The sequence below is a fragment of the Marinobacterium nitratireducens genome, assembly GCF_014645375.1.
In the GTDB taxonomy this organism is placed as follows: domain Bacteria; phylum Pseudomonadota; class Gammaproteobacteria; order Pseudomonadales; family Balneatricaceae; genus Marinobacterium_A; species Marinobacterium_A nitratireducens.
Genome location: NZ_BMLT01000011.1, coordinates 91,431 through 111,935, shown reverse-complemented (window position 1 = coordinate 111,935; position 20,505 = coordinate 91,431). Strand labels below are relative to the sequence as shown.

At 63.3% G+C, this 20,505-nt stretch carries 16 protein-coding genes; 4 read left to right on the top strand and 12 right to left on the bottom strand.

Annotated features, from left to right (window positions below; all coding sequences use genetic code 11):
- The first annotated feature begins 80 nt into the window (after window positions 1-80).
- Window positions 81-2,477 (top strand): Lon protease family protein, encoded by a 2,397-nt coding sequence (locus IEX85_RS19155; protein ID WP_188862233.1) that lies wholly within the window; start codon window positions 81-83, stop codon window positions 2,475-2,477.
- Window positions 2,474-3,223, top strand: coding sequence for a hypothetical protein (locus tag IEX85_RS19150; RefSeq protein ID WP_188862232.1), 750 nt, complete (start codon window positions 2,474-2,476; stop codon window positions 3,221-3,223). The genes IEX85_RS19155 and IEX85_RS19150 overlap by 4 nt, the downstream gene beginning before the upstream one ends.
- 121 nt (window positions 3,224-3,344) lie before the next feature.
- Here the strand turns inward: IEX85_RS19150 and IEX85_RS19145 are convergent, their stop codons facing one another.
- The 5 genes from IEX85_RS19145 to IEX85_RS19125 all read right to left on the bottom strand — a co-directional run bounded on the left by IEX85_RS19145 (window position 3,345) and on the right by IEX85_RS19125 (window position 7,569).
- Window positions 3,345-3,776, bottom strand: coding sequence for a hypothetical protein (locus IEX85_RS19145; RefSeq protein WP_188862231.1), 432 nt, complete (start codon window positions 3,774-3,776; stop codon window positions 3,345-3,347).
- An 88-nt stretch (window positions 3,777-3,864) separates the two neighbouring features.
- Window positions 3,865-4,899 carry a M14 family metallopeptidase gene (locus IEX85_RS19140; protein ID WP_188862230.1) on the bottom strand — a complete coding sequence of 345 codons (1,035 nt, stop codon included), beginning with the start codon at window positions 4,897-4,899 and terminating at the stop codon, window positions 3,865-3,867.
- Complete coding sequence (locus IEX85_RS19135) at window positions 4,896-6,386, bottom strand: glutamate-cysteine ligase family protein (RefSeq protein WP_188862229.1); 1,491 nt, start codon at window positions 6,384-6,386, stop codon at window positions 4,896-4,898. Before IEX85_RS19135 ends, IEX85_RS19140 begins: the two co-directional genes overlap by 4 nt.
- Before the next feature lie 174 nt (window positions 6,387-6,560).
- Window positions 6,561-7,148 carry a CBS domain-containing protein gene (locus IEX85_RS19130; RefSeq protein ID WP_188862228.1) on the bottom strand — a complete coding sequence of 196 codons (588 nt, stop codon included), beginning with the start codon at window positions 7,146-7,148 and terminating at the stop codon, window positions 6,561-6,563.
- 61 nt (window positions 7,149-7,209) lie between these two features.
- A complete protein-coding gene (locus IEX85_RS19125) occupies window positions 7,210-7,569 on the bottom strand; it encodes a hypothetical protein (protein WP_188862227.1) in 360 nt (119 codons plus the stop codon).
- 203 nt (window positions 7,570-7,772) lie between these two features.
- Between IEX85_RS19125 and IEX85_RS19120 the strand changes: the two genes are divergently transcribed.
- A complete protein-coding gene (locus IEX85_RS19120) occupies window positions 7,773-9,065 on the top strand; it encodes a DEAD/DEAH box helicase (RefSeq protein ID WP_188862226.1) in 1,293 nt (430 codons plus the stop codon).
- A gap of 122 nt (window positions 9,066-9,187) precedes the next feature.
- Here the strand turns inward: IEX85_RS19120 and IEX85_RS19115 are convergent, their stop codons facing one another.
- The 7 genes from IEX85_RS19115 to IEX85_RS19085 form a co-directional block, all read right to left on the bottom strand.
- Window positions 9,188-9,712, bottom strand: coding sequence for a DUF3750 domain-containing protein (locus tag IEX85_RS19115; RefSeq protein WP_188862225.1), 525 nt, complete (start codon window positions 9,710-9,712; stop codon window positions 9,188-9,190).
- A 468-nt stretch (window positions 9,713-10,180) separates the two neighbouring features.
- Window positions 10,181-11,359 carry an acetyl-CoA C-acyltransferase FadA gene (gene fadA / locus IEX85_RS19110; protein ID WP_188862224.1) on the bottom strand — a complete coding sequence of 393 codons (1,179 nt, stop codon included), beginning with the start codon at window positions 11,357-11,359 and terminating at the stop codon, window positions 10,181-10,183.
- A gap of 17 nt (window positions 11,360-11,376) precedes the next feature.
- Window positions 11,377-13,524: a fatty acid oxidation complex subunit alpha FadB gene (fadB, locus tag IEX85_RS19105; RefSeq protein WP_188862223.1), complete on the bottom strand. Its 2,148-nt coding sequence runs from the start codon at window positions 13,522-13,524 to the stop codon at window positions 11,377-11,379.
- A 277-nt stretch (window positions 13,525-13,801) separates the two neighbouring features.
- Window positions 13,802-14,548 (bottom strand): enoyl-CoA hydratase, encoded by a 747-nt coding sequence (locus IEX85_RS19100; protein ID WP_188862222.1) that lies wholly within the window; start codon window positions 14,546-14,548, stop codon window positions 13,802-13,804.
- Between the two features lie 88 nt (window positions 14,549-14,636).
- A complete protein-coding gene (locus tag IEX85_RS19095) occupies window positions 14,637-15,194 on the bottom strand; it encodes a DUF2889 domain-containing protein (RefSeq protein WP_188862221.1) in 558 nt (185 codons plus the stop codon).
- A 19-nt stretch (window positions 15,195-15,213) separates the two neighbouring features.
- Entirely contained in the window at window positions 15,214-16,869 is a 1,656-nt protein-coding gene (locus IEX85_RS19090; RefSeq protein WP_188862220.1) for an AMP-binding protein, read from the bottom strand.
- 162 nt (window positions 16,870-17,031) lie between these two features.
- A complete protein-coding gene (locus IEX85_RS19085; RefSeq protein ID WP_188862219.1) occupies window positions 17,032-18,831 on the bottom strand; it encodes an acyl-CoA dehydrogenase C-terminal domain-containing protein in 1,800 nt (599 codons plus the stop codon).
- A gap of 493 nt (window positions 18,832-19,324) precedes the next feature.
- On the opposite strand from IEX85_RS19085, the gene IEX85_RS19080 reads away from it, so the two are divergent.
- Window positions 19,325-20,446, top strand: a complete 1,122-nt coding sequence (locus IEX85_RS19080; RefSeq protein WP_188862218.1) for a branched-chain amino acid ABC transporter substrate-binding protein — start codon at window positions 19,325-19,327, stop codon at window positions 20,444-20,446.
- Window positions 20,447-20,505: the final 59 nt, after the last annotated feature.

Here is a 20,505-nt window from a genome sequence, read left to right as displayed (position 1 = left end):
CAGGTGGAATTGGCGACCGCGCATTGCATGACGACCGCTGCGGGTCTACACAGTAGACAGTCAAAACTGGAGTCAGCCCCATGGCAGCCAAGCCACTCAGTGCCGAACAGCTCTACCACGCCTGCGATTTCGGTGATATGGAGTTTCAGACCACCGACGACCTGACACCCGACACTTCCGCCATTGGCCAGGAGCGCGCCGTCGATGCCATACGTTTCGGCATCGGCATCGGCCACGGCGGCTACAACCTCTTCATCAGCGGTTCCAGCGGAATCGGCAAGCACCTGCTCGTTGCCCGTATCGTCGGCGAGGAAGCCTCGAGGGGCGCGATTCCCTGCGACTGGTGTTACGTCAACAACTTCGACGAACCACACCAGCCCCGGGCGATGAAACTTCCGCGCGGCCAGGGCCACCAGCTGCGGCGCGACATGCTGCAGCTGATCGAGAACCTGCTCGCGCGGATTCCGGCGACCTTCAAGAGCGACGATTACCGCAGCCGGGTGCAGGAGCTGCAGGCGGAGTTCGAGGCGGAGGAAGAGAAAGGCTTCCAGGAGCTGGGCGAGAAGGCCCATTCTCAGCAGATCAGCCTGCTGCGCACGCCCCACGGCTATACGCTGGGACCGGTCCGCGACGGCAAGCTGCTGACGCCGGAGCAGTTCAGCAAACTGCCGCCGGAAGAGCAGGAGGCGATCAAGCAGCAGATCGAGGCACTGAACGAAGAGCTGACCGAAACCGTCAAGCAGGTGCCGAAGCTGCAGCAACGCAGCCTCGAACGCCTGCGCGACCTGGAGCGCGAGTTTACCCACCTGATCATCGACCCCGAAATCCAGCAGCTGCGCGAGCGCTACCGGGATCATCCGGCGGTGCAGCAGTTCCTCGACCAGGTGCACCAGGACCTGATCGAGAACATCGACGATTTTATGCCCGACGAAAAAAACGGCTCCCACCCGCCGTTGCACAAACTGGCGCGGTCGCCGGAATTTCGCCGTTACCGGATCAAGGTACTGGTGGGCAAAAGCTGCGAGGCGGGCGCGCCGGTGATCCTCGAGGACATGCCCAGCTACCAGAACCTGATCGGGCGTATCGAGTACAGCGCCCATTTCGGCACCCTGAGCACCGACTTCACCATGATCCAGCCCGGTGCCCTGCACCGGGCTAACGGCGGTTACCTGATCATCGATGCGCGCAAACTGCTGTCCCTGCCATTCGCCTGGGAGGGCCTCAAGCGCGCCCTGCGCAACCGTGAAATCCGCATCGACCCGCTGGAAAAGCTCTACGGCAGCGTCGCCACCCGCTCACTGGAACCCGAGCCGATACCGCTCGATGTGAAGGTGCTGCTGATCGGCGACCGTCGGCTCTACTATCTGCTCAAGGCCTACGATCCGGACTTCACCTCGCTGTTCAAGGTATACGCCGACTTCGCCGAAGAGCTGGACCGCGAATCCGAAAACCTGCGCCGTTACATCGGCCTGATCAGTGCCCTGTGTCAGGAGGAGCAGCTACGACCGCTGACCCGGGACGGCGTCGCCCGGGTGGTGGAACAGAGCTCGCGCTATGTCGACGACAGCACCCGCCTGTCTCTGCACCGCGGCCGCATCGTCGACCTGTTGCGCGAAGCCGACTACTGGTCCCGGCAACGCCACGGCGGCGCCATCGAGGCCGGCGACGTGGAACGCGCGGTGACCGCCGCGCGGCACCGCAACGGCCAGTACGCCGAGCTGATGCTGCGACAGATGGAGCGCGGCACCCTGATGGTCGATACCGACGGCAGCGTGGTCGGTCAGGGCAACGGACTGTCGGTGATTCAGATGGGCGACGAGCGCTTCGGGCGCCCCTCGAGGATCAGCGCCACCGCGCGCATCGGCAGCGGCAAAATGGTCGATATCGAGCGGGAAACCGAACTCGGTGGCGCCATTCACAGCAAGGGCGTGCTGATCCTGTCATCCTTCCTGGCCAGCCGCTTCGCCCGCAATGCGCCGCTGTCGCTCAACGCCAGCCTGGTGTTCGAACAGTCCTACGGCCCGGTCGACGGCGACAGCGCCTCGGCGCTGGAGCTCTGTGTCTTGCTGTCCGCCATCGCCGGCATCGGCCTCAGGCAGCAGTTCGCCGTCACCGGCTCCGTCAACCAGCACGGCCACATCCAGGCCATCGGCGGCGTCAACGAAAAAATAGAGGGTTTCTACGAACTCTGCGCCAGCCGCGGTCTGACCGGCGAACAGGGCGTCATCATTCCCGCTGCCAACATCGAGCACCTGACGCTGCAGCGGGACATCGTCGAGGCATGCGACGCCGGCCGCTTCCATGTTTATGCCGTCAGTGAGATCGATGAACTGCTGGCCCTGCTGACCGGAGAAACGGTGGGTGAAATGGATTGCGACGGCCTCTACCCGCCCCGCACCTTGAACGGTCGAGTGCAGCGCCAGCTGCAGGACTGGTACGACACCGCGCGCAAACTGAATGCCGGAGACCGGTCGTGAAACGGCTGGTGCTGACGCTGACGCCGGGCCGCGTCGATTTCGCGCGGCTGGACCCCTTTCTCAGGCTGGCCGCGGAACTCGGCGTCGAGCTGGAAGCACTGCTGATCGAGGATCAGGACCTGCGCACCGTGGCGGGCCTGCCGTTCTGCCACGAGGTCATCCGCGACAGCGCCCGCGCCAGGCCCCTGAATCAGGACAGCCTCGAGCAGGCAACCCGCGAGCTCTCCCGTGCCCTGCAGCAACACCTGCAGCGATTGACACTGCGACACCCGCTGCAATGGCAACTGCGGGTGCACCGCGGACACTGGTTCGACGGTTTCGGCGAAAGCTGGTCGCAGACCGAACTGCTGCTGCTATCCGGCCCTGCCCGGGCGCCCGCCGGCGCCCGCAACCAGACCCGCGCCGTGGCACTGCTCTGTGCCGGCAACAGCGGCTCCGCCGCCCGTGCGCTGCAGCTAGCCGCACGCCTGGCCGCGGCTCAGCGTCAGCCGCTGCTGGTACTGGCACTGCCGGACTGCCCGTACCGGCGCGCCGCCGACCTGCCCCCCCTCCCCCGGTCTTATCAGGGCACCGGTGCACAGCGCATCGAGCGGCTGGCGAACGCCGATCCTGCACTGTTGCGAGGCTGGCTACCGGGACTGGCCGATACTCTGGTGGTGCCTCAGGAGTGGATCTGGCCGGACGGTCGTCCGGCCAACGATCCGTTGCTGGAACTGCCGGGCATTCAGACACTGCTGGTGCGCTGACCGCCCCGCCAATGGCGTTTCTGCGCCCCGTCTCTGCGCCCCGTCGGGCGCTGGTTTGCACCGCTGTGGCCGGGTTGCCGACCGGCGCTTATCAAGCTGCGGTGCGGCTCCACCCATCCCGCTAACGATGCCGCTCGCCGCGAAAGAAGTCGTGGTGCCTTCCGCCATGATCGTCTCGCAGTATCCGGCGATCGGGTCTGCGCAGGGCGTCGCCTCGACGATAATCGCCGCGATAGTACCGATCCTCGCCGTGCCGGTAGCGATCGTGCCGGTGCGGCCGATGGCCATAGTTGCGGTAACCCGGGTGGTCGTACCGGCGGTACCGGGGATAATAGTCGCGGTAGTAGGGGCGCGGATAATCGTAACGATAGTAGTGCCGGGTGTAGTGCGGCCGCGTCGCCAGATAACCGAACGGCACCCCCAGATACAGGCTGTAGCCGTCACCGTGAATGGCGCCGCTGAAAAAAAATCCCACATCCACATCGGCGCGTGCCGGGCTCGCGACCGCGAGCAACAGCGCCAGCACTCCGGCACCGGTCAATCGAGCCTTCATGGGGCACCTCCTGTCGTCCGGTACCCATAGGACCGATTCAGAGCCCGGGAGTTGCACGATCATTTTTCAACCAGTTTTCATCCACGGTTCAGCTGTCGAGCATGGTATGCCCGGACTCCGGGGCGGCATAGAGCAGACAGTCGCTGCGGGCGATGACGGGGTTGTCGGTCACCATGAACAGCTTGATAGGTTGCGCGGCATAGAGGCAATGGCCAATGCAGTTGAAATAGCGCGACAGCACATCGCCACCGGACGCATCCCGCAGTCGCATGCGCGCACGCCCCTGAGGGCCGAGCCAGAACAGGAAGGTTCCGGTACCCACCCGGCCGAAATTGTAGCGCTCCAGATGCCGGGGCACCGTGATGTCCGCGTCCGGATCCGGCTCGTCTGCGAAGCGGATCCGGGTTTCGCTGTCCAGCTCCAGCCGCACCGGGTGGTGGTAGAGATCCAGGTGCAGCCCTGTCGCCGGCAGTTGCAGCACCTCATCACGGCTCAGGAACTTCTCCAGCCCCTCGACGGCAAGCCTGTCGGCCGCCGGATCGCGATTGCCGCCGCACTCGATGGTGACTGCCGGAAAGTCCGGCCGGCTGGTTTCCATCAACGCGCCGAGGCGGATATCGGTGATGATCAGCCGCCGCGTGAACAGCGTCACCAGCGCCTCGTGCGCAGGATCCTCGTGGGTTGCGACGCCAAACGCGGGGTTCATGCCGGAGGTGTTGTGAATGTCGATCAGGCACTCCGGACCGTAGCGCTCGAGCAGCTCCAGAATCTCGCCGGCGACCAGACCCGGGCGGTCGTCGAAGGGCGGACGGAAACAGCGGTTCATATCGCGCTCACCGGGCAGTTGCCGGTGGCTGAACAGCGGCTCCGTGAGCGCCGCGGCAACCGACGAAATAAAGAACAGCATACGGTAGCGCGGCCGCTCGCCCCGGCGAAGCCAGCCATGCACCGCCTTCAGCCCGGAGGGCTCGTTGCCGTGCAGCAGGGTACTGACGGCACGGCAGCGGCTGTTGTCGCGACCATCGACGACGATCAGAGTCGGATCTGCCAGCTGGCGCAGAAAGTCCTGCGGGCGGCGGGCGATGTCGGCCGCATCTGGGTTGTGCAGGATATTGAGGCTCATCGGATATCCGCCCATTCGGCCACCGGCTGATTCGCGCAGGCGTTGGCCCGATAGTATTCCAGCATGGTTCGCAACGCGCGGTGCCGGCTCAAGCGTCGCGACAACCGGGCCACCTGCTCCAGTTGCCAGGTCGAGCCGTTGCGGTTGCGCTCGAGGCGGTTGGCTATGATGCCAAGGTAATACCTGCGCTCGGCTTCACGCACTCCGACGCGGGCAAGCCCCGCCTCCGCAACCGGCAGCAGGTTGCGCGCCAGCTCCGTGACCGGCAGCTCCACCAGTCTTCGGTCACCCGGCGAGGGCCACAGCAGGCGGGCCCCGAGCCCGTGCTCGGCGGCCCGGTAAAAATTGTACGACAGCATGGGGAAGGGCAAGGCCGGCATCAGTTCGCGTATCTCGCTCTTGAAACCTTCGCCGAGCCCGATCAGGAAGGCGGCGTTGGCCATCATGTCACAGGGCGTGGGTCCCGCCGGCAGGGCCCGCATTTCGACACGCAGATGGCCGTCGGCGCTGTCATCGTAAATAACCCGGTTCCAGGACCAGACGGTACCGTGATGCAGTCGCAGCTCCCGCAAGGCCGGCAGCTCGCCATTTTGCACCTGCGCCAGCGCATCCTCGCCATCGTTGCAGATCGGCAGTATGGGCTGGTGCAACAGCACGGACTCCGCGAACAGTTCATAGGCGCCATCCCGGACCCAGCCCGTGCCGAACCCGACACGGGACGCCTTCTTGACCCCGTGACAGTCGCGGGTCGAACCGTCGATGGCATGCTTGAACAGCGGTATCCGGGTTTCCTGCCAGAGTCGCTGGCCCAGCATGAACGGCGAATTGGTGGCCAGTGCCAGTGCCACCGGCGTTGCCAGCTGAATGCCGTTATAGCTGTCGGCGAACTGGCGGGGCGACACCCGGTAGTGCAGCTGCATCGAGGTGTTGGCGCCCTCCAGCGTGACATCGCGGGCGCGCAGCGATATCGGCTCGGCGCCGTTGATACGCACCGTAAAGCGCTCGCCGCGAATACGGGCCAGTCCTTCGGTGAGCGCCTGATAGCGACGCTGCCCGGTCATCACCCGCGGTCCGAAATCGCTGCGCCTGAGGGTTGGCAGTATGCCAATCGCGATGATATGCCCCTGGTGGTGCTGCGCCGCCTGCTCCAGCTCGCCCAGCTTGCGGCTCATCTCCGCCTCGATGGCGGAGAACGGCGCGCCCCGCGCCGGCACCGGCGTCAGGTTGTATTCGAGATTGTAGCGGTTGAGTTCGAGGGTCAGCTGGGGATCGCCGACTTCGGCAAGAATCTCGCCGTTGACCGCCAGCGGGTGGCCGTTGCGATCGACGATGTACAGCTCCAGCTCGGCACCGACCGAAGCCGGTCCCTTGCCGAAGCCGCTGCGACTGAGAAGCAGCTTGAGCGCCTCGAGATTATTGTCGAGGCGCCGGTGAAAGCTGCGAAACTCCTGTTCGGTGAAGCTGGACTTTTCTATCTCGAGTCCCATCGCCGTCCTGTCCGCCGTGGAGCCGTTTCCTGGGAACTAAGGAACCTACGAATAAGACACAATTGGTATCTGCGGGCCAGAGCCTCATTGGGACTTGTTCGCGGGTTCCCTAAAGCGTAGACAGCGATGGCAGCGGACTCCAGCGCTTGAGCAAACCCGCACCGACGCGCGGGGTCAGGCGGCGCCGCCGCGACCGTAGAGCACGTCGACCACCTCGCGGAAACTGGTGGCGCGTTCGGTGATCGCCACTGGTATATGCAGCTTGCGGGCAATATCGCTGGCGGAAATGATCCCGCAAATCAGCTGCTCCTCCGGATTGACCACCAGCATGTGCTGGGAGCCGACATCCTGCAGCGTCTTCAGCACATCGCCGATGCGGCTGCCTTCGACCTGCTTGAGCGACAGTCCCGACAGTTTGCTGCGGGGTATCATGACATCGGCGATGCTCAGTTCATCGCGGCGCTGTCCGAGCTGCTGGGCGATGGTCAGCACCTTGCGGCTTTCGAGATCGGATACGCTGATAATGCCCTTGAACTGCTCTTTGTCGTCCATCACGATCACTGAGCGCACGTGGGCTTTCTTCATCATCAGCAGGGCATCGTCGATCCCGACGTCCAGTTCAAGCGCCAGCGGGCGGGTCTGATCGAACAGGGTAACGATACTGCTGGCCGGGCTGTCGAGATCGAGGATACCGCTGTCCGGGCTGGACAGCCGAACGTAGTCGACGAGCGATACCGGCTTGAGTTCATGGTAGGTTTGCATGTCATTTGCCTCCCTCCGGCAACGGCCGGAGCAATGGAAAAAGATTGACTGAACAAAAAGGTCAGGCGAATGACAAAGCGGGCGGCGCGCGGGCCGGGTGCGAATTGACGCGACGGATACTGCCGCCGTCCCGGCGTTCAGCTACCGGCAGGAAATAGGCGCAAAGACGCGGTTGGAGCAGCCTTACCAGAGGTGGGTCGTCGACATCGGTATCGAACGCCGACAGTGGATTTTCCGCACCCTCCCCAAGCGCAAGCGCGCTGGCGTCACCACTGACGAGACTGATCGCGCCGCCGGGCTTCGCGGCCTGCAGCTGCCAGCTCAGCAGGCCGACGATGAACGCCAGTGCCAATGCCCAGAACAGCGCCCTTTGACGAGCACTGCGGTGAACAATGACCTGGATTGGCGTCTCGTGGATCATGGGCACGCGGAGTCCTTGAGGTGACTGACTAACGTTTCAGTAAGTGGTGTCTGGCTCAGACGACTATTGACTGAAACGTTAATATTTACATTGCGCCTTAATCGTCCCGCGGTCAATCCCGCCGGGACGCGGGGACAAACTTCGGAGTATGTTAATATGCTACGCAATTTCTTTCTGACCACGCCCCACAGCCACAGGTTCCCATGAGCAGTTTCGACTCCCTCGGTCTTATCGAGCCGCTATGCCAGGCGCTGGCCGAGCTCGGCTATCGCAGCCCCACAGCCGTCCAGCGCGAAGCCATTCCGCTGATCCTCGCCGGCCAGGACCTGGTCGCCGAAGCCCAGACCGGCACCGGCAAGACCGCGGCGTTCGCGCTGCCACTGCTACAGCGTCTGGCCGGCGGCTCGGCTGCCGCACCGCGGGCGCTGATCCTGGTACCGACCCGGGAGCTGGCGCAGCAGGTGAGTCAGAGCCTGCAGGCCTATGGCCGCTACCTGGTGCTTCGCACCCAGGCACTGTTCGGGGGCAGCCGTACCGAAGCCCAGGTCAGAAAGCTCGAGCACGGAGCCGATATTCTGGTGGCGACCCCGGGCCGGCTGCTGGATCTGATCGGTCGCGATGTCGTCAGTCTGGCGCAGCTGCAATTACTGGTGCTCGACGAGGCCGACCGCATGCTGGACCTCGGTTTCATCGCCGATATGAAGCGCATCTGCGAACTTCGGCCGCAGGGATGTCAGACCCTGCTGTTCTCGGCGACCCTCTCGGGCGCTATCGACTCCCTGACCGCTGAACTGCTCAAACGCCCGCGCTGGGTGCGGGTCGACCGGCGCAACTCGGCGGCGAAAACGGTACAGCAGGTGGTCTACGGCGTCGACCAGCGGGATAAGGCCGACATCCTCAGTTACCTCATTCAGGGCGGGCAGTGGCAGCAGGCGCTGGTATTCACCCGCACCAAAAAGCGTGCCGACCAGGTCGCCGCCTACCTTCAGGACGAGGGGATCGATGCCGCGGCCCTGCATGGCGACAAGCCGCAGGCTGAGCGCCAGAAAGTGTTGAACGCGTTTGCAGGCGGTCGTCTGCGTATTCTCGTCGCCACCGATGTCGCCGCGCGCGGTCTGCATATCGAGTCATTGCCACGGGTGGTCAACTACGACCTGCCCCAGGTACCGGAAGCCTATGTCCATCGCATCGGCAGAACCGGCCGCGCCGGTGGCAGCGGCCAGGCGATTTCGCTGGTGGCGCCGGACGAGCGCCGGCTGTTGCAGGCGATCGAGTCGGCCATTGGCAGAGCCCTGCCGCTCAAACCCGTGCCCTTCTTCGGCCAGGATGCGGGAGAGGATGCGGCACTGGCGCAGCCGGCACGGCCCAAACCGCGGCACCGCGCCACCAAAACCGCCAAACCCAAACCGAAGCCCAGCCCCCAGGCGCCCGCCGACGACACCCGCAGCCGCGCGGTGCGCCCGTCGCTGCTATCGGGCGCCAAGCGCCGCCGCTGATCTGCAAGCGCCCGCACCTTGACTGCGCAGGGGATGTCCTCCCGCTCATTCGCTCGCGGAGCGAGCTCCTACAGCAATCGCGCAAGCGCCGACCCGGCGTCGAGCCGGCCGTCCGCCACGAATCAATCCGCCCAACCGCTGCCGATGGCGCTGAAGGGCAAATCAAGCCCGAGCTCGGGTACCTGGGTGGCGATCCAGGCCGGAAAGGTATTGCTGTTGGGCCCCGGGAATACCCGATACTCGTGTTTCCAGGGATAGACCCGGGCCGCCTGGTCGACCGCATCGATCAGCCTGTCGACACCCTCGCCACGGCGGTCGAGCAGCAACTCGGGGCGCTCGCCGAACCAGTAGCGGTCGGGATGATCCTGCTCCACACGCAGCACCGGCAGCCCCCGCCGCTGCCGCCAGCCGATAACCTCATAGACGGTGTACCCGTTGGCGTTGCTCGGTTTGGCGGCGATCCAGGTATGGATCGCGAACCAGCCGCGCCAGCCCCAGGCCGGCGCGCCGTAGACCTGCAGCACGGCCTCGGGCGTGGTGGCCGGATCGGGCGCGATACCGGCCGGTTCCCGGCTGGCACTGCGCCAGTCGCCGTTGGCACAGCCGTTCAGCAGCAGTACTGCGACAATCAGCAATCCCTTTCGCATATTCGCCCTCCGGTGTTCAGCAATAGTTGACGCTCTGGTGTCAGTAACGCAGGACTCCCCTATCTTCATCCGGGCACAGGCCAATGTAAATTACCCCGCAACGCTGCGGATGATGGGTTGCACGACGCCCTGATCTCGAGGGGCGCGGTTAGACTGCGGCATGGCGTCGTTGCACCCGTCCTACGAAGCGCCACAAAAAAAGGTTCTTCGCGGATTCGCGTGAATCCAGGGGCCAAAAGTAGGATGGGTGGAGCCGCATTGGCACACTGTTTGACGCTTTCAGCGAGGTTGACGCGGCGCAACCCATCAATGAGTCCGCTGCATGGTGCCCAAGCGGCGCCCAAGATGGGTTGGACGACTGCTACTGGGGCGTCGCTCCATCCATCCTGCGAGCGAAATGCCACAAAAAAAGCCCCGGGGAGTGCACACTCGCCGGGGCCTTGGGCAGATCTGACTGTCAGGTCACGCTCAGTTCAGACGCTCGATCACGGTGGCGATGCCCTGGCCCATGCCGATACACATGGTGGCCAGACCCAGGGTGCCGTCCTGCTGGTCGAGCACGTTCAGCAGCGTGGTGGTGATACGGGAGCCGGAGCAACCCAGCGGGTGACCCAGGGCGATGGCGCCGCCATTGAGATTGACCCGCTCTTCCATGCGGTCGGTCAGACGCAGACCGCCGAGCACCGCCAGCGCCTGGGCGGCGAAGGCTTCGTTGAGCTCGAAGTAGTCGATATCGTCGATGGACAGACCGGCGCGCTTGAGCGCCTTGTGGGTGGCCGGAACCGGACCGTACCCCATGATCGACGGCTCGCAGCCGGCGACCGCCATGCTGACGACCCTGGCGCGCGGCTTGAGACCCAGACTGTTGGCGCGGGCGGCGGACATCACCAGCATGGCGCTGGCGCCGTCGGACAGCGCCGACGAGGTACCGGCGGTGACGGTGCCGACCTTGGGTACGAATACCGGCGGCAGCTGGGACAGAGACTCGGCCGTCGTTTCCGGACGGATGACCTCGTCGTGCTCCTGCAGTACCTTGAAGCCATTGTCGTCGTGTCCCTCGACCGCGACGATCTCGTTGTCGAAGCGGCCGGCAAGGGTAGCCGCGTGGGCACGCTGGTGCGAGCGGGCGCCGAAGGCATCCTGCGCTTCGCGACCGATGCTGTTCATCTTGGCCAGCATCTCGGCGGTCACACCCATCATCATTGCCGCCTTGGCGGCCTGCTTGGACATCGCCGGGTTGATATCGACGCCGTGCGTCATCTGCACGTGCCCCATGTGCTCGACGCCACCGATCACGAAGATGTCGCCGTTGCCGGTCTGGATACCCTGAGCGGCGGTATGCAGCGCCGCCATCGAGGAGCCGCACAGACGGTTGACGGTCTGCGCGGCCACGGTCTGCGGTATACCCGCCAGCAGCGCGGCGTTACGGCCGATATTGAACCCCTGCTCCAGGGTCTGGTTGACGCAGCCCCAGATCACGTCTTCGATCTCGGCCGGATCGACCTGCGGATTGCGCTCCAGCAGGCCCTTGATCACCGCAGCGGACAGGTTTTCGGCGCGGACATTGCGAAAGACACCGTTCTTCGAGCGTCCCATCGGGGAGCGGACGCCGTCGACGATAACCACATCATTTGGTTTCAGGCTCATAGCGTATTCCTCCACTCTCAGCCGTAATAGGTTTCGCCGTTGGCGGCCATCTGCTTCATGCGCTCGGTGGGCTGGTACAGCGGACCGAGGTCAGCGTACCTGGCAGCCATCTCGCAGAAGCGATCCAGTCCCATCTCGTCGAGGTAGTAGAGCGCACCGCCACGGAACGGCGGGAAGCCGATGCCGTAAACCAGGCCCATATCGGCTTCCGCCGGCGTCGCCACGATGCCGTCTTCGAGGCAGCGCGCGGTTTCGATGCACAGCGGAATCATCATCCGGGCGATGATTTCTTCGGCGTCGAGATCCTGACGTTCACCGACGACACCGTCGAGCAGTTCGAACACGCTCTCGTCGAAGATTTTCTTCGGCTTGCCCTTGCGGTCCGGCTCGTAGGCATAGAAGCCCTTGCCGTTCTTCTGGCCCAGGCGCTCGAGCTTGAACATGCGGTCGACAACGTTTTCGCCTTCGTGCGCCATACGGTCCGGGAAGCCCTGCGCCATGACCTCGTCACCGTGGTACGCGGTGTCGATGCCGACCACGTCGAGCAGATAGGCCGGACCCATCGGCCAGCCGAAACCTTCCATCGCCTTGTCGACCTGACGGAAGTCGGCGCCGTCGCGCAGCAGCAGGCTGAAGCCGGCGAAATACGGGAACAGGATACGGTTGACCAGGAAGCCCGGGCAGTCGTTGACCACGATCGGGGTCTTGCCCATTGCCTGGGCGTAGGCCACGGTGCGCGCCACGGCTTCATCGGAGGTCTTCTCGCCACGGATGACCTCGACCAGCGGCATACGGTGCACCGGATTGAAGAAGTGCATGCCGCAGAAGTTTTCCGGCTTTTCCAGCGCGGTGGCAAGCTCGGTGATCGAGATGGTCGAGGTGTTGGACGCCAGAATGGCGCCGTCCTTCAGATGGCTCTCGGTCTCGGCCAGCACCGCCTTCTTGATCTTGGGATTCTCGACAACCGCCTCGACCACCAGGTCGACATTGCCGAAATCACCGTAGTTCAGGGTGGGGCGGATCTGGGTCAGGGTCTTCGCCATACCGGCGGCGTCGAGACGACCGCGCTTGACCTGACCGGCCAGCAGCTTGGTCGCTTCGTCCAGGCCCAGCTGCAGCGCCTGCTCGTTGATATCCTTCATCAAGATAGGCGTGCCGCGCGAGGCGGACTGGTACGCGACACCGCCACCCATGATACCGGCGCCCAGAACCGCCGCCTGCTTGACAGGTTCGGCGCCGCGGGCGTGTTTGCGGGCAGCCTTCTTGACCGCCTGATCCTTCATGAAAATGCCGACCAGCGCACGGGAGACATCGGTCTTGGCCAGTTTGGCAAAGCCCCTGGCCTCGACCTCCAGCGCCGCATCGCGGGTCAGGCCTGCGTGTTTCTGCATGGTCGCCAGCGCCGCCAGCGGTGCCGGATAATGCTTGCCGGCCTGAGCGCCGATCACACCCTTGGCCGATTCGAACGCCATCATCTGTTCGATCTGGCTCAGCGTTACCGGCTGCTGTTTTTCGGCGCGGCGCGCCTGGTAGTCGAACTTGCCGTCGATGCACTGGCGCAGCAGATCCAGGGCCGCATCGCGCAGCATTTCCGGCGCCACAACGGCATCGACAGCGCCGTCTTTCAGTGCCGCGGCGGCTTTTTTCTCGCTGCCGCCGCAAACCCACTCGTTGGCATTGTCGACGCCGATCAGGCGCGACAGGCGCACGGTGCCACCCCAGCCCGGATAGATGCCGAGTTTCACTTCCGGCAGGCCGACCTTGGCCTTGGTGCTCATGACGCGGTAGTCGGTCGCCAGGCACAGCTCGAAGCCGCCGCCCAGCGCGATACCGTTGATCGCAGCGACGGTCGGCACCGGAAGGTCCTCGACAGCGTTGAAGATTTTGGTGGTTTCGAGGATGCCGGCGACAATTTCGTCCTCGCCATTCTCGAACATACCGGTGAATTCGGTGATATCCGCGCCGACGACGAATACGTCCTTGGCGCTGGAGAAGAGCACACCCTTGACGCCATCGGCTTCCCTGACGGCGGCGACCGCGTCACGCAATTCGTTAAGCGTGGCCTGGTTGAACTTGTTGACGGATTCACCCGCCAGATCGAACACGATCTCGTACAGGCCATCGCCCGCATCGCGTACGCTGACCGCCTGTCCTGCATACAGCATAAATATGACTCCCGGCCGAAGGGGTTCGGCTTCTGTCAGCAGGCCCGAAGACCTGACTAGGGTTATTGTTGGCTGCTATGCGCCATAGTATTACCCGGCGACTCAGCAACAATGACAAAAACGTGATCTTTTAGTGGCACATTCTGTCAGCAAAAACTTTTTACCCTAAATATCAATCACTTAAAAAAGCATAAATACTGCGAATAATTGACATATCACGCAAAAACCATCACGAAACACGCCAGGGCGCAGCCGCGCCCCGGGTATTCGACCGTCTTCAGCGGGTCAGAAATGCGTCGAAAGCGGCCTTGGCTTCGGCCGATGCCAAGCGCTCGCGGAACGCATCGACTTCCTCGACCAGAATCTGCTGCAACAGGTCCTGCTGGTGCGCCCTGAGCATCTGTTTGCTCTTGACCACCGCCTGAGGCGGCAGCGCAGCCAGCTGCATCGCCCGCTCACGGGCCCGGTCCAGCACCTTGGCGGACGGCACGACTTCGTTGACCAGACCGATCTCGCGGCCCGTATCGGCGCCGAAGGACTCACCGAGCACCAGCATTTCGAACGCCCGGCGGTGCCCCGCGAGCTGCGGCAACAGCAGGCTGCTGCCCCCCTCGGGCACCAGCCCGAGCCGGACGAAGGGCAACTGCAGACGCAGGTCCTCGGCACCGTACACCAGATCACAATGCAGCAGCAGCGTGGTGCCGATGCCGATCGCATTGCCGTGTACCGCGGCAATCAGCGGTGTGGACAGCCCCGCGATGCTCTGCAGCAGACGCAGCGGGGCGCGCACGCTCTCGGCGTCACCGCCACTGGCGACGAAATCCGCGATATCGTTGCCGGCGCAGAAGCTGTCGCCGGCGCCGTGCAGCACTATGACCCGAACATCCGGATCCCTGTCGCCTTCGAGCAGCAGCTCGGTTAGCGAGATATACAGGTCGTTATCCAGGGCGTTTTTCTTGTCGGGACGATTGAGCGTCAGGGTCAGCACGCTGTCGTCGAGCTGACGGATAACCAGTTCAGACATCTTTACCACCTCTATTCATTCCGCACGCGCCCCGCCATCGGTTAGCGCTTCTTTACATTCGACCATCTCAGGCGAAATCGTTGCCCGCTCAAGAGTCGGACTTTGCGGGTTTGTAATGGTCGGGCATCACACGCCGCACCACCTCCGAGTCCTGGGCGTAGGTGTGGCAGGTATTGATCACGCCGGGATGCGCACGCTCCCCGGTTCTGGCTGCCCGCACAGGCCAGAGCATCTGCACCGCGGTCGTGGCCAGCGGCTGCAGCATTTCATTCAGGTGCGTGCATCCCTCGACGCCGCCGACCAGCTCGCGGGTCTGGCGCAGCCAGCCGCTGCCGATGCGGGTACCCTCGAGTCGCTTGAAGGCAGCGGCAATGGCCGGACAGGTACGAAACGGCGCGGCATCGATCGCTGCCTGCACCTCGTGAATCAACATGGTTTCGTCGATGGTCAGGCGCATGCTGATATCGTGGAACGGCTCGCCGGCGGCGACATAGCCATGGTCCCGGTCGTCAATATCGATATCGTGCGACTTGATATCGGTCATGCGGCCCTCGATATCCCAGAGCCCGTCATCACGCAGATAGCCCGTGCACCGCACGTTGCGCTGGTGGTACTGTTGCCGGCGCGCCGGCTTCGGTAGTGGCATCAATTCCTCCAATTTCTGCCTAGGCGGCGTGATCTTCGTCCCGCAGCTTTCGCCGCAGCACCTTACCGACATTGGACTTCGGCAGTTCGCTGGTGAACTCGACCAGCTTCGGTACCTTGTAGCGGGTCAGCCGCTCTTTGCACCAGTCACGGATCATATCGGCATCGAGCCGGTCGTTACGACTCACGACGAACAGCTTGATCGCCTCGCCGCTCTTGTCGTCCGGCACGCCGACGGCGGCGCACTCGACGACATCGGGATGCGACACCACCACGTCTTCCACCTCATTGGGATAGACATTGAAACCCGAGACAATGATCAGGTCCTTGGCGCGATCGACGATACTCAGGTAACCGTCCTCCTGCTGCACGGCGATGTCCCCGGTCATGAAGTAACCGTCGTCGGTGAAGGCCGCCCGCGTTTCGTCTTCCCGCTGCCAGTAACCGACCATCACCTGGGGCCCGCGAATGCACAGCTCTCCCGGCGTGCCGGGCGGCACGTCAGCCGCATCCGAATCGATGATGCGCACCTCGGTTTCGGCCAGCGGCTGGCCGATGGTACCGATCCGTACAGCACCTGGCGGGTTAATGGCGACCGCGGGCGAGGTTTCAGTCAGGCCATAGCCTTCCATGATTTCGCAACCGGTCACCTCGCGCCAGCAGTCAGCGGCGTCGTGCGTCAGCGCCATGCCACCGGAAATGGTGGTCTTGAGCCGGCTGAAATCGAGCCGGCGAAAGTCCTCGCGGTTACACAGCGCCACGAACAGCGTGTTGAGACCAATGAAACAGGACACCCGCAAGCGACGCAGATCGCGTACAAACGCCTTCAGGTCGCGGGGGTTTGGAATCAGCACCGTATGGCCGCCGTTTTCCATCAGAATCAGCGACAGGGTGAAGGCATAAATGTGATAAAGCGGCAACGGCGCGACCGCAGTTTCGCTCCAGCCCTTTTCCGCCCGGCTGATCAGATCGCTGCCCTGAAGCATGTTGGCGACCAGATTCCCGTGCGTCAGCACCGCCCCCTTGGACAGCCCGGTGGTGCCCCCGGTGTACTGCAGTACCGCAATGTCGGAGGTAGCGCGCGCAACGGGCCGAGGCTTCAGGCCCCTGCCGGCCTGCAACGCCTGGCGCAGACCAACGGCCTCCGGCAGGTGGTATGCCGGCTCCATCTTCTTGATGTACCTGACCACGCCGTTGAGCAGGGTGCGCTTGATGCAGCCGTGCAGATCACCGATCTGGGTCAGGATGACATGCTTCACCGGGGTATTGCCGATGATCTTTTCGGCCTTGTGCGCCATGCTCGTGAAAATCACCAGCGCCCTGGCGCCGGAGTCGCGGAACTGGTGCTCCATTTCCCGTTCCGTGTAGAGCGGATTGGTGTTGACCACCACCAGCCCCGCGCGCAGCGCGCCGAAAAGCGCCACCGGATACTGGATAATGTTGGGCAACTGAATCGCGATCCGGTCGCCGGGTTCCAGGTCGGTATTGCGCTGCAGGTAGACGGCGAAGGCATCGGCCAGACGGTCCAGCTCGCCGTAACTCAGGGTACGGCCGAAACTGCTGAAGGCCGGCCGGTCGGCATAGTCGCGGCACACCCGCGCCACAACATCCATGACCGTGGCGTAGCCTCGACCGTTAAGTGAATCGGGTATCGTATTGCCTCTCGGCTGTTCCATGTCTCGGGGCCCCTGAACGCATATTGATGATCGGAGAGCGCCACTGGGTGCAACGCTCTCTTATTCTAGTGTACCAAGGGCGGCCCGAAGGACAGCGGCGCCGGTCGAAACATTGCGTTTCGATGATCTGGCAGCCGTGACCTTCGGCGGGGTGGGACAGACTCAGAAAGCGAAGTGATCGGCGTCCAGCGCCAGCAGGTTGTCGGCACCGGAGAGCATGGTCTCGCTCAGGGTCCGGGTACGCGGCAAAATGCGCTCGAAGTAGAAGCGCGCGGTGCGCAGCTTGGCGGTATAGAAAGCCGCGTCGTCGCGGCTCTCGGCCAGCTTCGCCTGGGCGACTTTCGCCATCCGGGCCCAGAAGTAGGCGTAGACGACATAACCGGAATACATCACGTAGTCCTGCGCCGCCGCACCCACCTCATCCTTGTTGCTCATCGCCTTCATGCCGAGACTGGTGGTCAGCTCACCCCACTCCCGGTTGAGACGCGCCAGCGGAGCAACGAACTCTCGCACCGTCGGATCTGCTTCGGCCTCCTGGCAGAATGCGTGCACGATCTTGCTGAAACGCTTCAGCGACTCGCCCTGGGTTCCCAGTACCTTGCGGCCCAGCAGGTCCAGCGCCTGGATCTGGGTGGTGCCCTCGTACAGCATCGAGATGCGGCAATCGCGAACGTTCTGCTCCATGCCCCATTCGGAGATATAACCGTGACCGCCGAATACCTGCAGGCCATGGTTGGCCGCTTCGAAGCCGGTTTCGGTCATGAAGGCCTTGGCGATCGGCGTCAGGAAGGACAGCAGCGCGTCGGCCTCCTGGCGCACCTCGTCGCTGGTGCCCTGTTTCACCTGGTCGACCAGCTGAGCACAATAATGCACCAGCGCGCGGCCGCCCTCGGCAAAGGCTTTCTGGGTCAGCAGCATGTTGCGCACCGCCGGGTGCACGATGATCGGATCCGCCGCCGCATCCGGATTCTTGGCACCGGACAGCGCCCGCATCTGCAGACGGTCGCGGGCGTAGGCCAGGGAGTTCTGAAAGCCCCACTCGGTATGCCCAAGCCCCTGGATCGCGGTGAAAAGGCGGGCGGTGTTCATGAAGGTGAACATGCAGTTGAGGCCCTTGTTCGGCGGACCGATCAGGAAGCCCCTGGCACCATCGAAGTTCATCACGCAGGTAGCGTTGCCGTGGATGCCCATCTTGTGCTCGATGGAGCCGCAGCTCAGGCTGTTGGCCTCGCCGACAGCGCCCGTGGCGTCCGGCAGAAACTTGGGCACCACGAACAGTGAGATACCCTTGGTGCCGGCGGGTGCATCCGGCAGTCGCGCCAGCACGATATGGACGATGTTTTCCGCCATATCGTGATCGCCCGCGGATATGAAGATCTTGGTGCCGCTGATGCTGTAGCTGCCGTCGCCGTTGGGCTCGGCTTTGGTTCGCAGCAGGCCGAGATCGGTACCGCAGTGCGCTTCGGTCAGGCACATGGTGCCGGTCCACTCGCCGCTGACCAGCTTGGTCAGGTAGACCTCTTTCTGCTCCTCGGTGCCGTGTGCTTCGAGGGTATTCATGGCGCCGTGGCTCAGCCCCTGATACATGCCCCAGGCCCAGTTGGCGCTGCCGATCATTTCACTGAACGCGGTGCAGATAGACTCCGGAAGTCCCTGGCCGCCCCACTCGGGGTCGTGCGCCAGCGACGGCCAGCCGCCCTCGACGTACTTGGCGTAAGCCTCCTTGAAGCCCTCCGGCGTAAAGACCTTGCCATCCTCGAAGCGGCAACCCTGGGTGTCGCCGATCTGATTCAGCGGCGCCAGCTCGCGTTCCGTGAACTTGGCGCCCTCTTCGAGAATCGCGCTGATCATCTCCGGCGTGGCATCCTCCGCACCCTTCAGACTGCGGTAATGGCTTTCGGCATCCAGCATTTCACTCATCACGAAGTGAATATCACGTAGCGGTACCTTGTACTCCGGCATCTGTCTGTCCTCAATCAATAATCTGCACTATCGAACATGCCCGGCGCGCGGACATCACTTATTGTTGTTTTGCTATATAGTCCATTTCCTACAGAATCCAGCATGCGCGCCGCAACCCCAATGGCAAAATACATCATCTTTGCTGACATTTACCGGCAACCGCCGTACTTACAGGGCCTGAACAACCCATTCAAACAGAAAAACGATTAACAATAACGTTCAGACAAGCCCCCTTCGTAGCACGATACTGTCCCCCGTCGGCACAGTGTTCCCTGTCACTGCAGCCGCCGTCTCACCGCTTATGGCGAAAATACCCCCGATAACTGTTGGTGCAGATATTGCTTCAGATTTACCCGAGCAGCCGAAAGGCGCCCGCGCCGCGGCATCGCTGTCTACAATTGATTTTATTCCGCAGTACGGGTAAACGTATGCGGCGATAACGAAAAGACAGAAAATGTCTCCAAGAAACAACAATCGAACGGGAAACACTGCAATGAAACAGTTTTCAAGGACGTTGCTGAGCGTCGGCACCGCGCTGGCCATCATGGGCTCCGCGGCCGCCGTCCAGGCTGAAACACTGAAGATCGCCCTGGCAGGCCCGGCCACCGGACCGGTCGCACAGTACGGCGACATGCAGAAGATCGGTGTCATGATGGCAATCGATCAGGTCAACCAGGCCGGCGGTGTCAACGGCATGGATCTGGAAGGCGTGATCTACGACGACGCCTGCGATCCGAAGCAGGCCGTGGCCGTGGCCAACAAGATCGTCAATGACGGCATCCGGCACGTGGTCGGACACCTGTGCTCGAGCTCCACGGAGCCCGCCGCCGACATCTACGAGGAAGAAGGCGTGCTGATGATCACCGCAGCCTCCACTTCTCCGACCATCACCGAGAAAGGCCACCAGCTGGTGTTCCGCACCATCGGACTGGACAGTCTGCAGGGCCCGTTCGCCGCCCAGTACATTATCAATAGCGTCAAGCCCGAGCGCATGGCGATCATCCACGACAAGCAGCAGTACGGCGAAGGCCTGGCCACCGCGGTCAAGAACGAGGTCGAAAAAGCCGGCATCACTCCGGTAATGTTCGAAGGCGTCACTCCGGGCGACAAGGACTTCTCGGCACTGGTTGCCAAGTTGAAGAAAGAGAACGTGGACTTCGTCTACTACGGCGGCTATCACCCGGAACTGGGACTGATTCTGCGCCAGTCACGCGAGAAGGGCCTGGAAGCCCAGTTCATGGGGCCTGAAGGCGTGGGCAACCCCGATATTTCCAAGATCGCCGGTGAAGCCTCCGAAGGCCTGCTGGTGACCCTGCCGCAGAGCTTCGACCAGGATCCGGCCAACCAGGCGCTGGTGGAAGCCTTCAAGGCCAAGGGCGAAGACCCGTCCGGCCCCTTCGTGTTCCCGGCCTACTCCGCTGTCCAGGTCATGGTCGAGGCGATCAAGGGTGGCGGCGAAACCGATCCGTTCAAAATGGCCGACTACATCCGCGAAAACACCTTCGAAACCACCACAGGGACGCTGGATTTCGATGAGAAGGGAGACCTGACCGAGTTCTCCTTCGTGGTCTACAACTGGCACGCCGACGGCACCAAGACGCCGGCCGCCCAGTAATAAAAACAACAGGGTTATCCGCGGACACCTGCGGATACCACGGCGCCCATCCCCGCGAT

Coding starts and splice junctions, on each gene's coding strand:
- IEX85_RS19155 (WP_188862233.1), top strand. CDS start 81: ATGGCAGCCAAGCCACTCAGTGCCGAACAGCTCTACCACGCCTGCGAT.
- fadB (WP_188862223.1), bottom strand. CDS start 13,524: ATGCTGTATGCAGGACAGGCGGTCAGCGTACGCGATGCGGGCGATGGC.
- IEX85_RS19130 (WP_188862228.1), bottom strand. CDS start 7,148: ATGCAAACCTACCATGAACTCAAGCCGGTATCGCTCGTCGACTACGTT.
- IEX85_RS19125 (WP_188862227.1), bottom strand. CDS start 7,569: ATGATCCACGAGACGCCAATCCAGGTCATTGTTCACCGCAGTGCTCGT.
- IEX85_RS19135 (WP_188862229.1), bottom strand. CDS start 6,386: ATGGGACTCGAGATAGAAAAGTCCAGCTTCACCGAACAGGAGTTTCGC.
- IEX85_RS19115 (WP_188862225.1), bottom strand. CDS start 9,712: ATGCGAAAGGGATTGCTGATTGTCGCAGTACTGCTGCTGAACGGCTGT.
- IEX85_RS19095 (WP_188862221.1), bottom strand. CDS start 15,194: ATGCCACTACCGAAGCCGGCGCGCCGGCAACAGTACCACCAGCGCAAC.
- IEX85_RS19090 (WP_188862220.1), bottom strand. CDS start 16,869: ATGGAACAGCCGAGAGGCAATACGATACCCGATTCACTTAACGGTCGA.
- IEX85_RS19120 (WP_188862226.1), top strand. CDS start 7,773: ATGAGCAGTTTCGACTCCCTCGGTCTTATCGAGCCGCTATGCCAGGCG.
- fadA (WP_188862224.1), bottom strand. CDS start 11,359: ATGAGCCTGAAACCAAATGATGTGGTTATCGTCGACGGCGTCCGCTCC.
- IEX85_RS19145 (WP_188862231.1), bottom strand. CDS start 3,776: ATGAAGGCTCGATTGACCGGTGCCGGAGTGCTGGCGCTGTTGCTCGCG.
- IEX85_RS19080 (WP_188862218.1), top strand. CDS start 19,325: ATGAAACAGTTTTCAAGGACGTTGCTGAGCGTCGGCACCGCGCTGGCC.
- IEX85_RS19085 (WP_188862219.1), bottom strand. CDS start 18,831: ATGCCGGAGTACAAGGTACCGCTACGTGATATTCACTTCGTGATGAGT.
- IEX85_RS19140 (WP_188862230.1), bottom strand. CDS start 4,899: ATGAGCCTCAATATCCTGCACAACCCAGATGCGGCCGACATCGCCCGC.
- IEX85_RS19100 (WP_188862222.1), bottom strand. CDS start 14,548: ATGTCTGAACTGGTTATCCGTCAGCTCGACGACAGCGTGCTGACCCTG.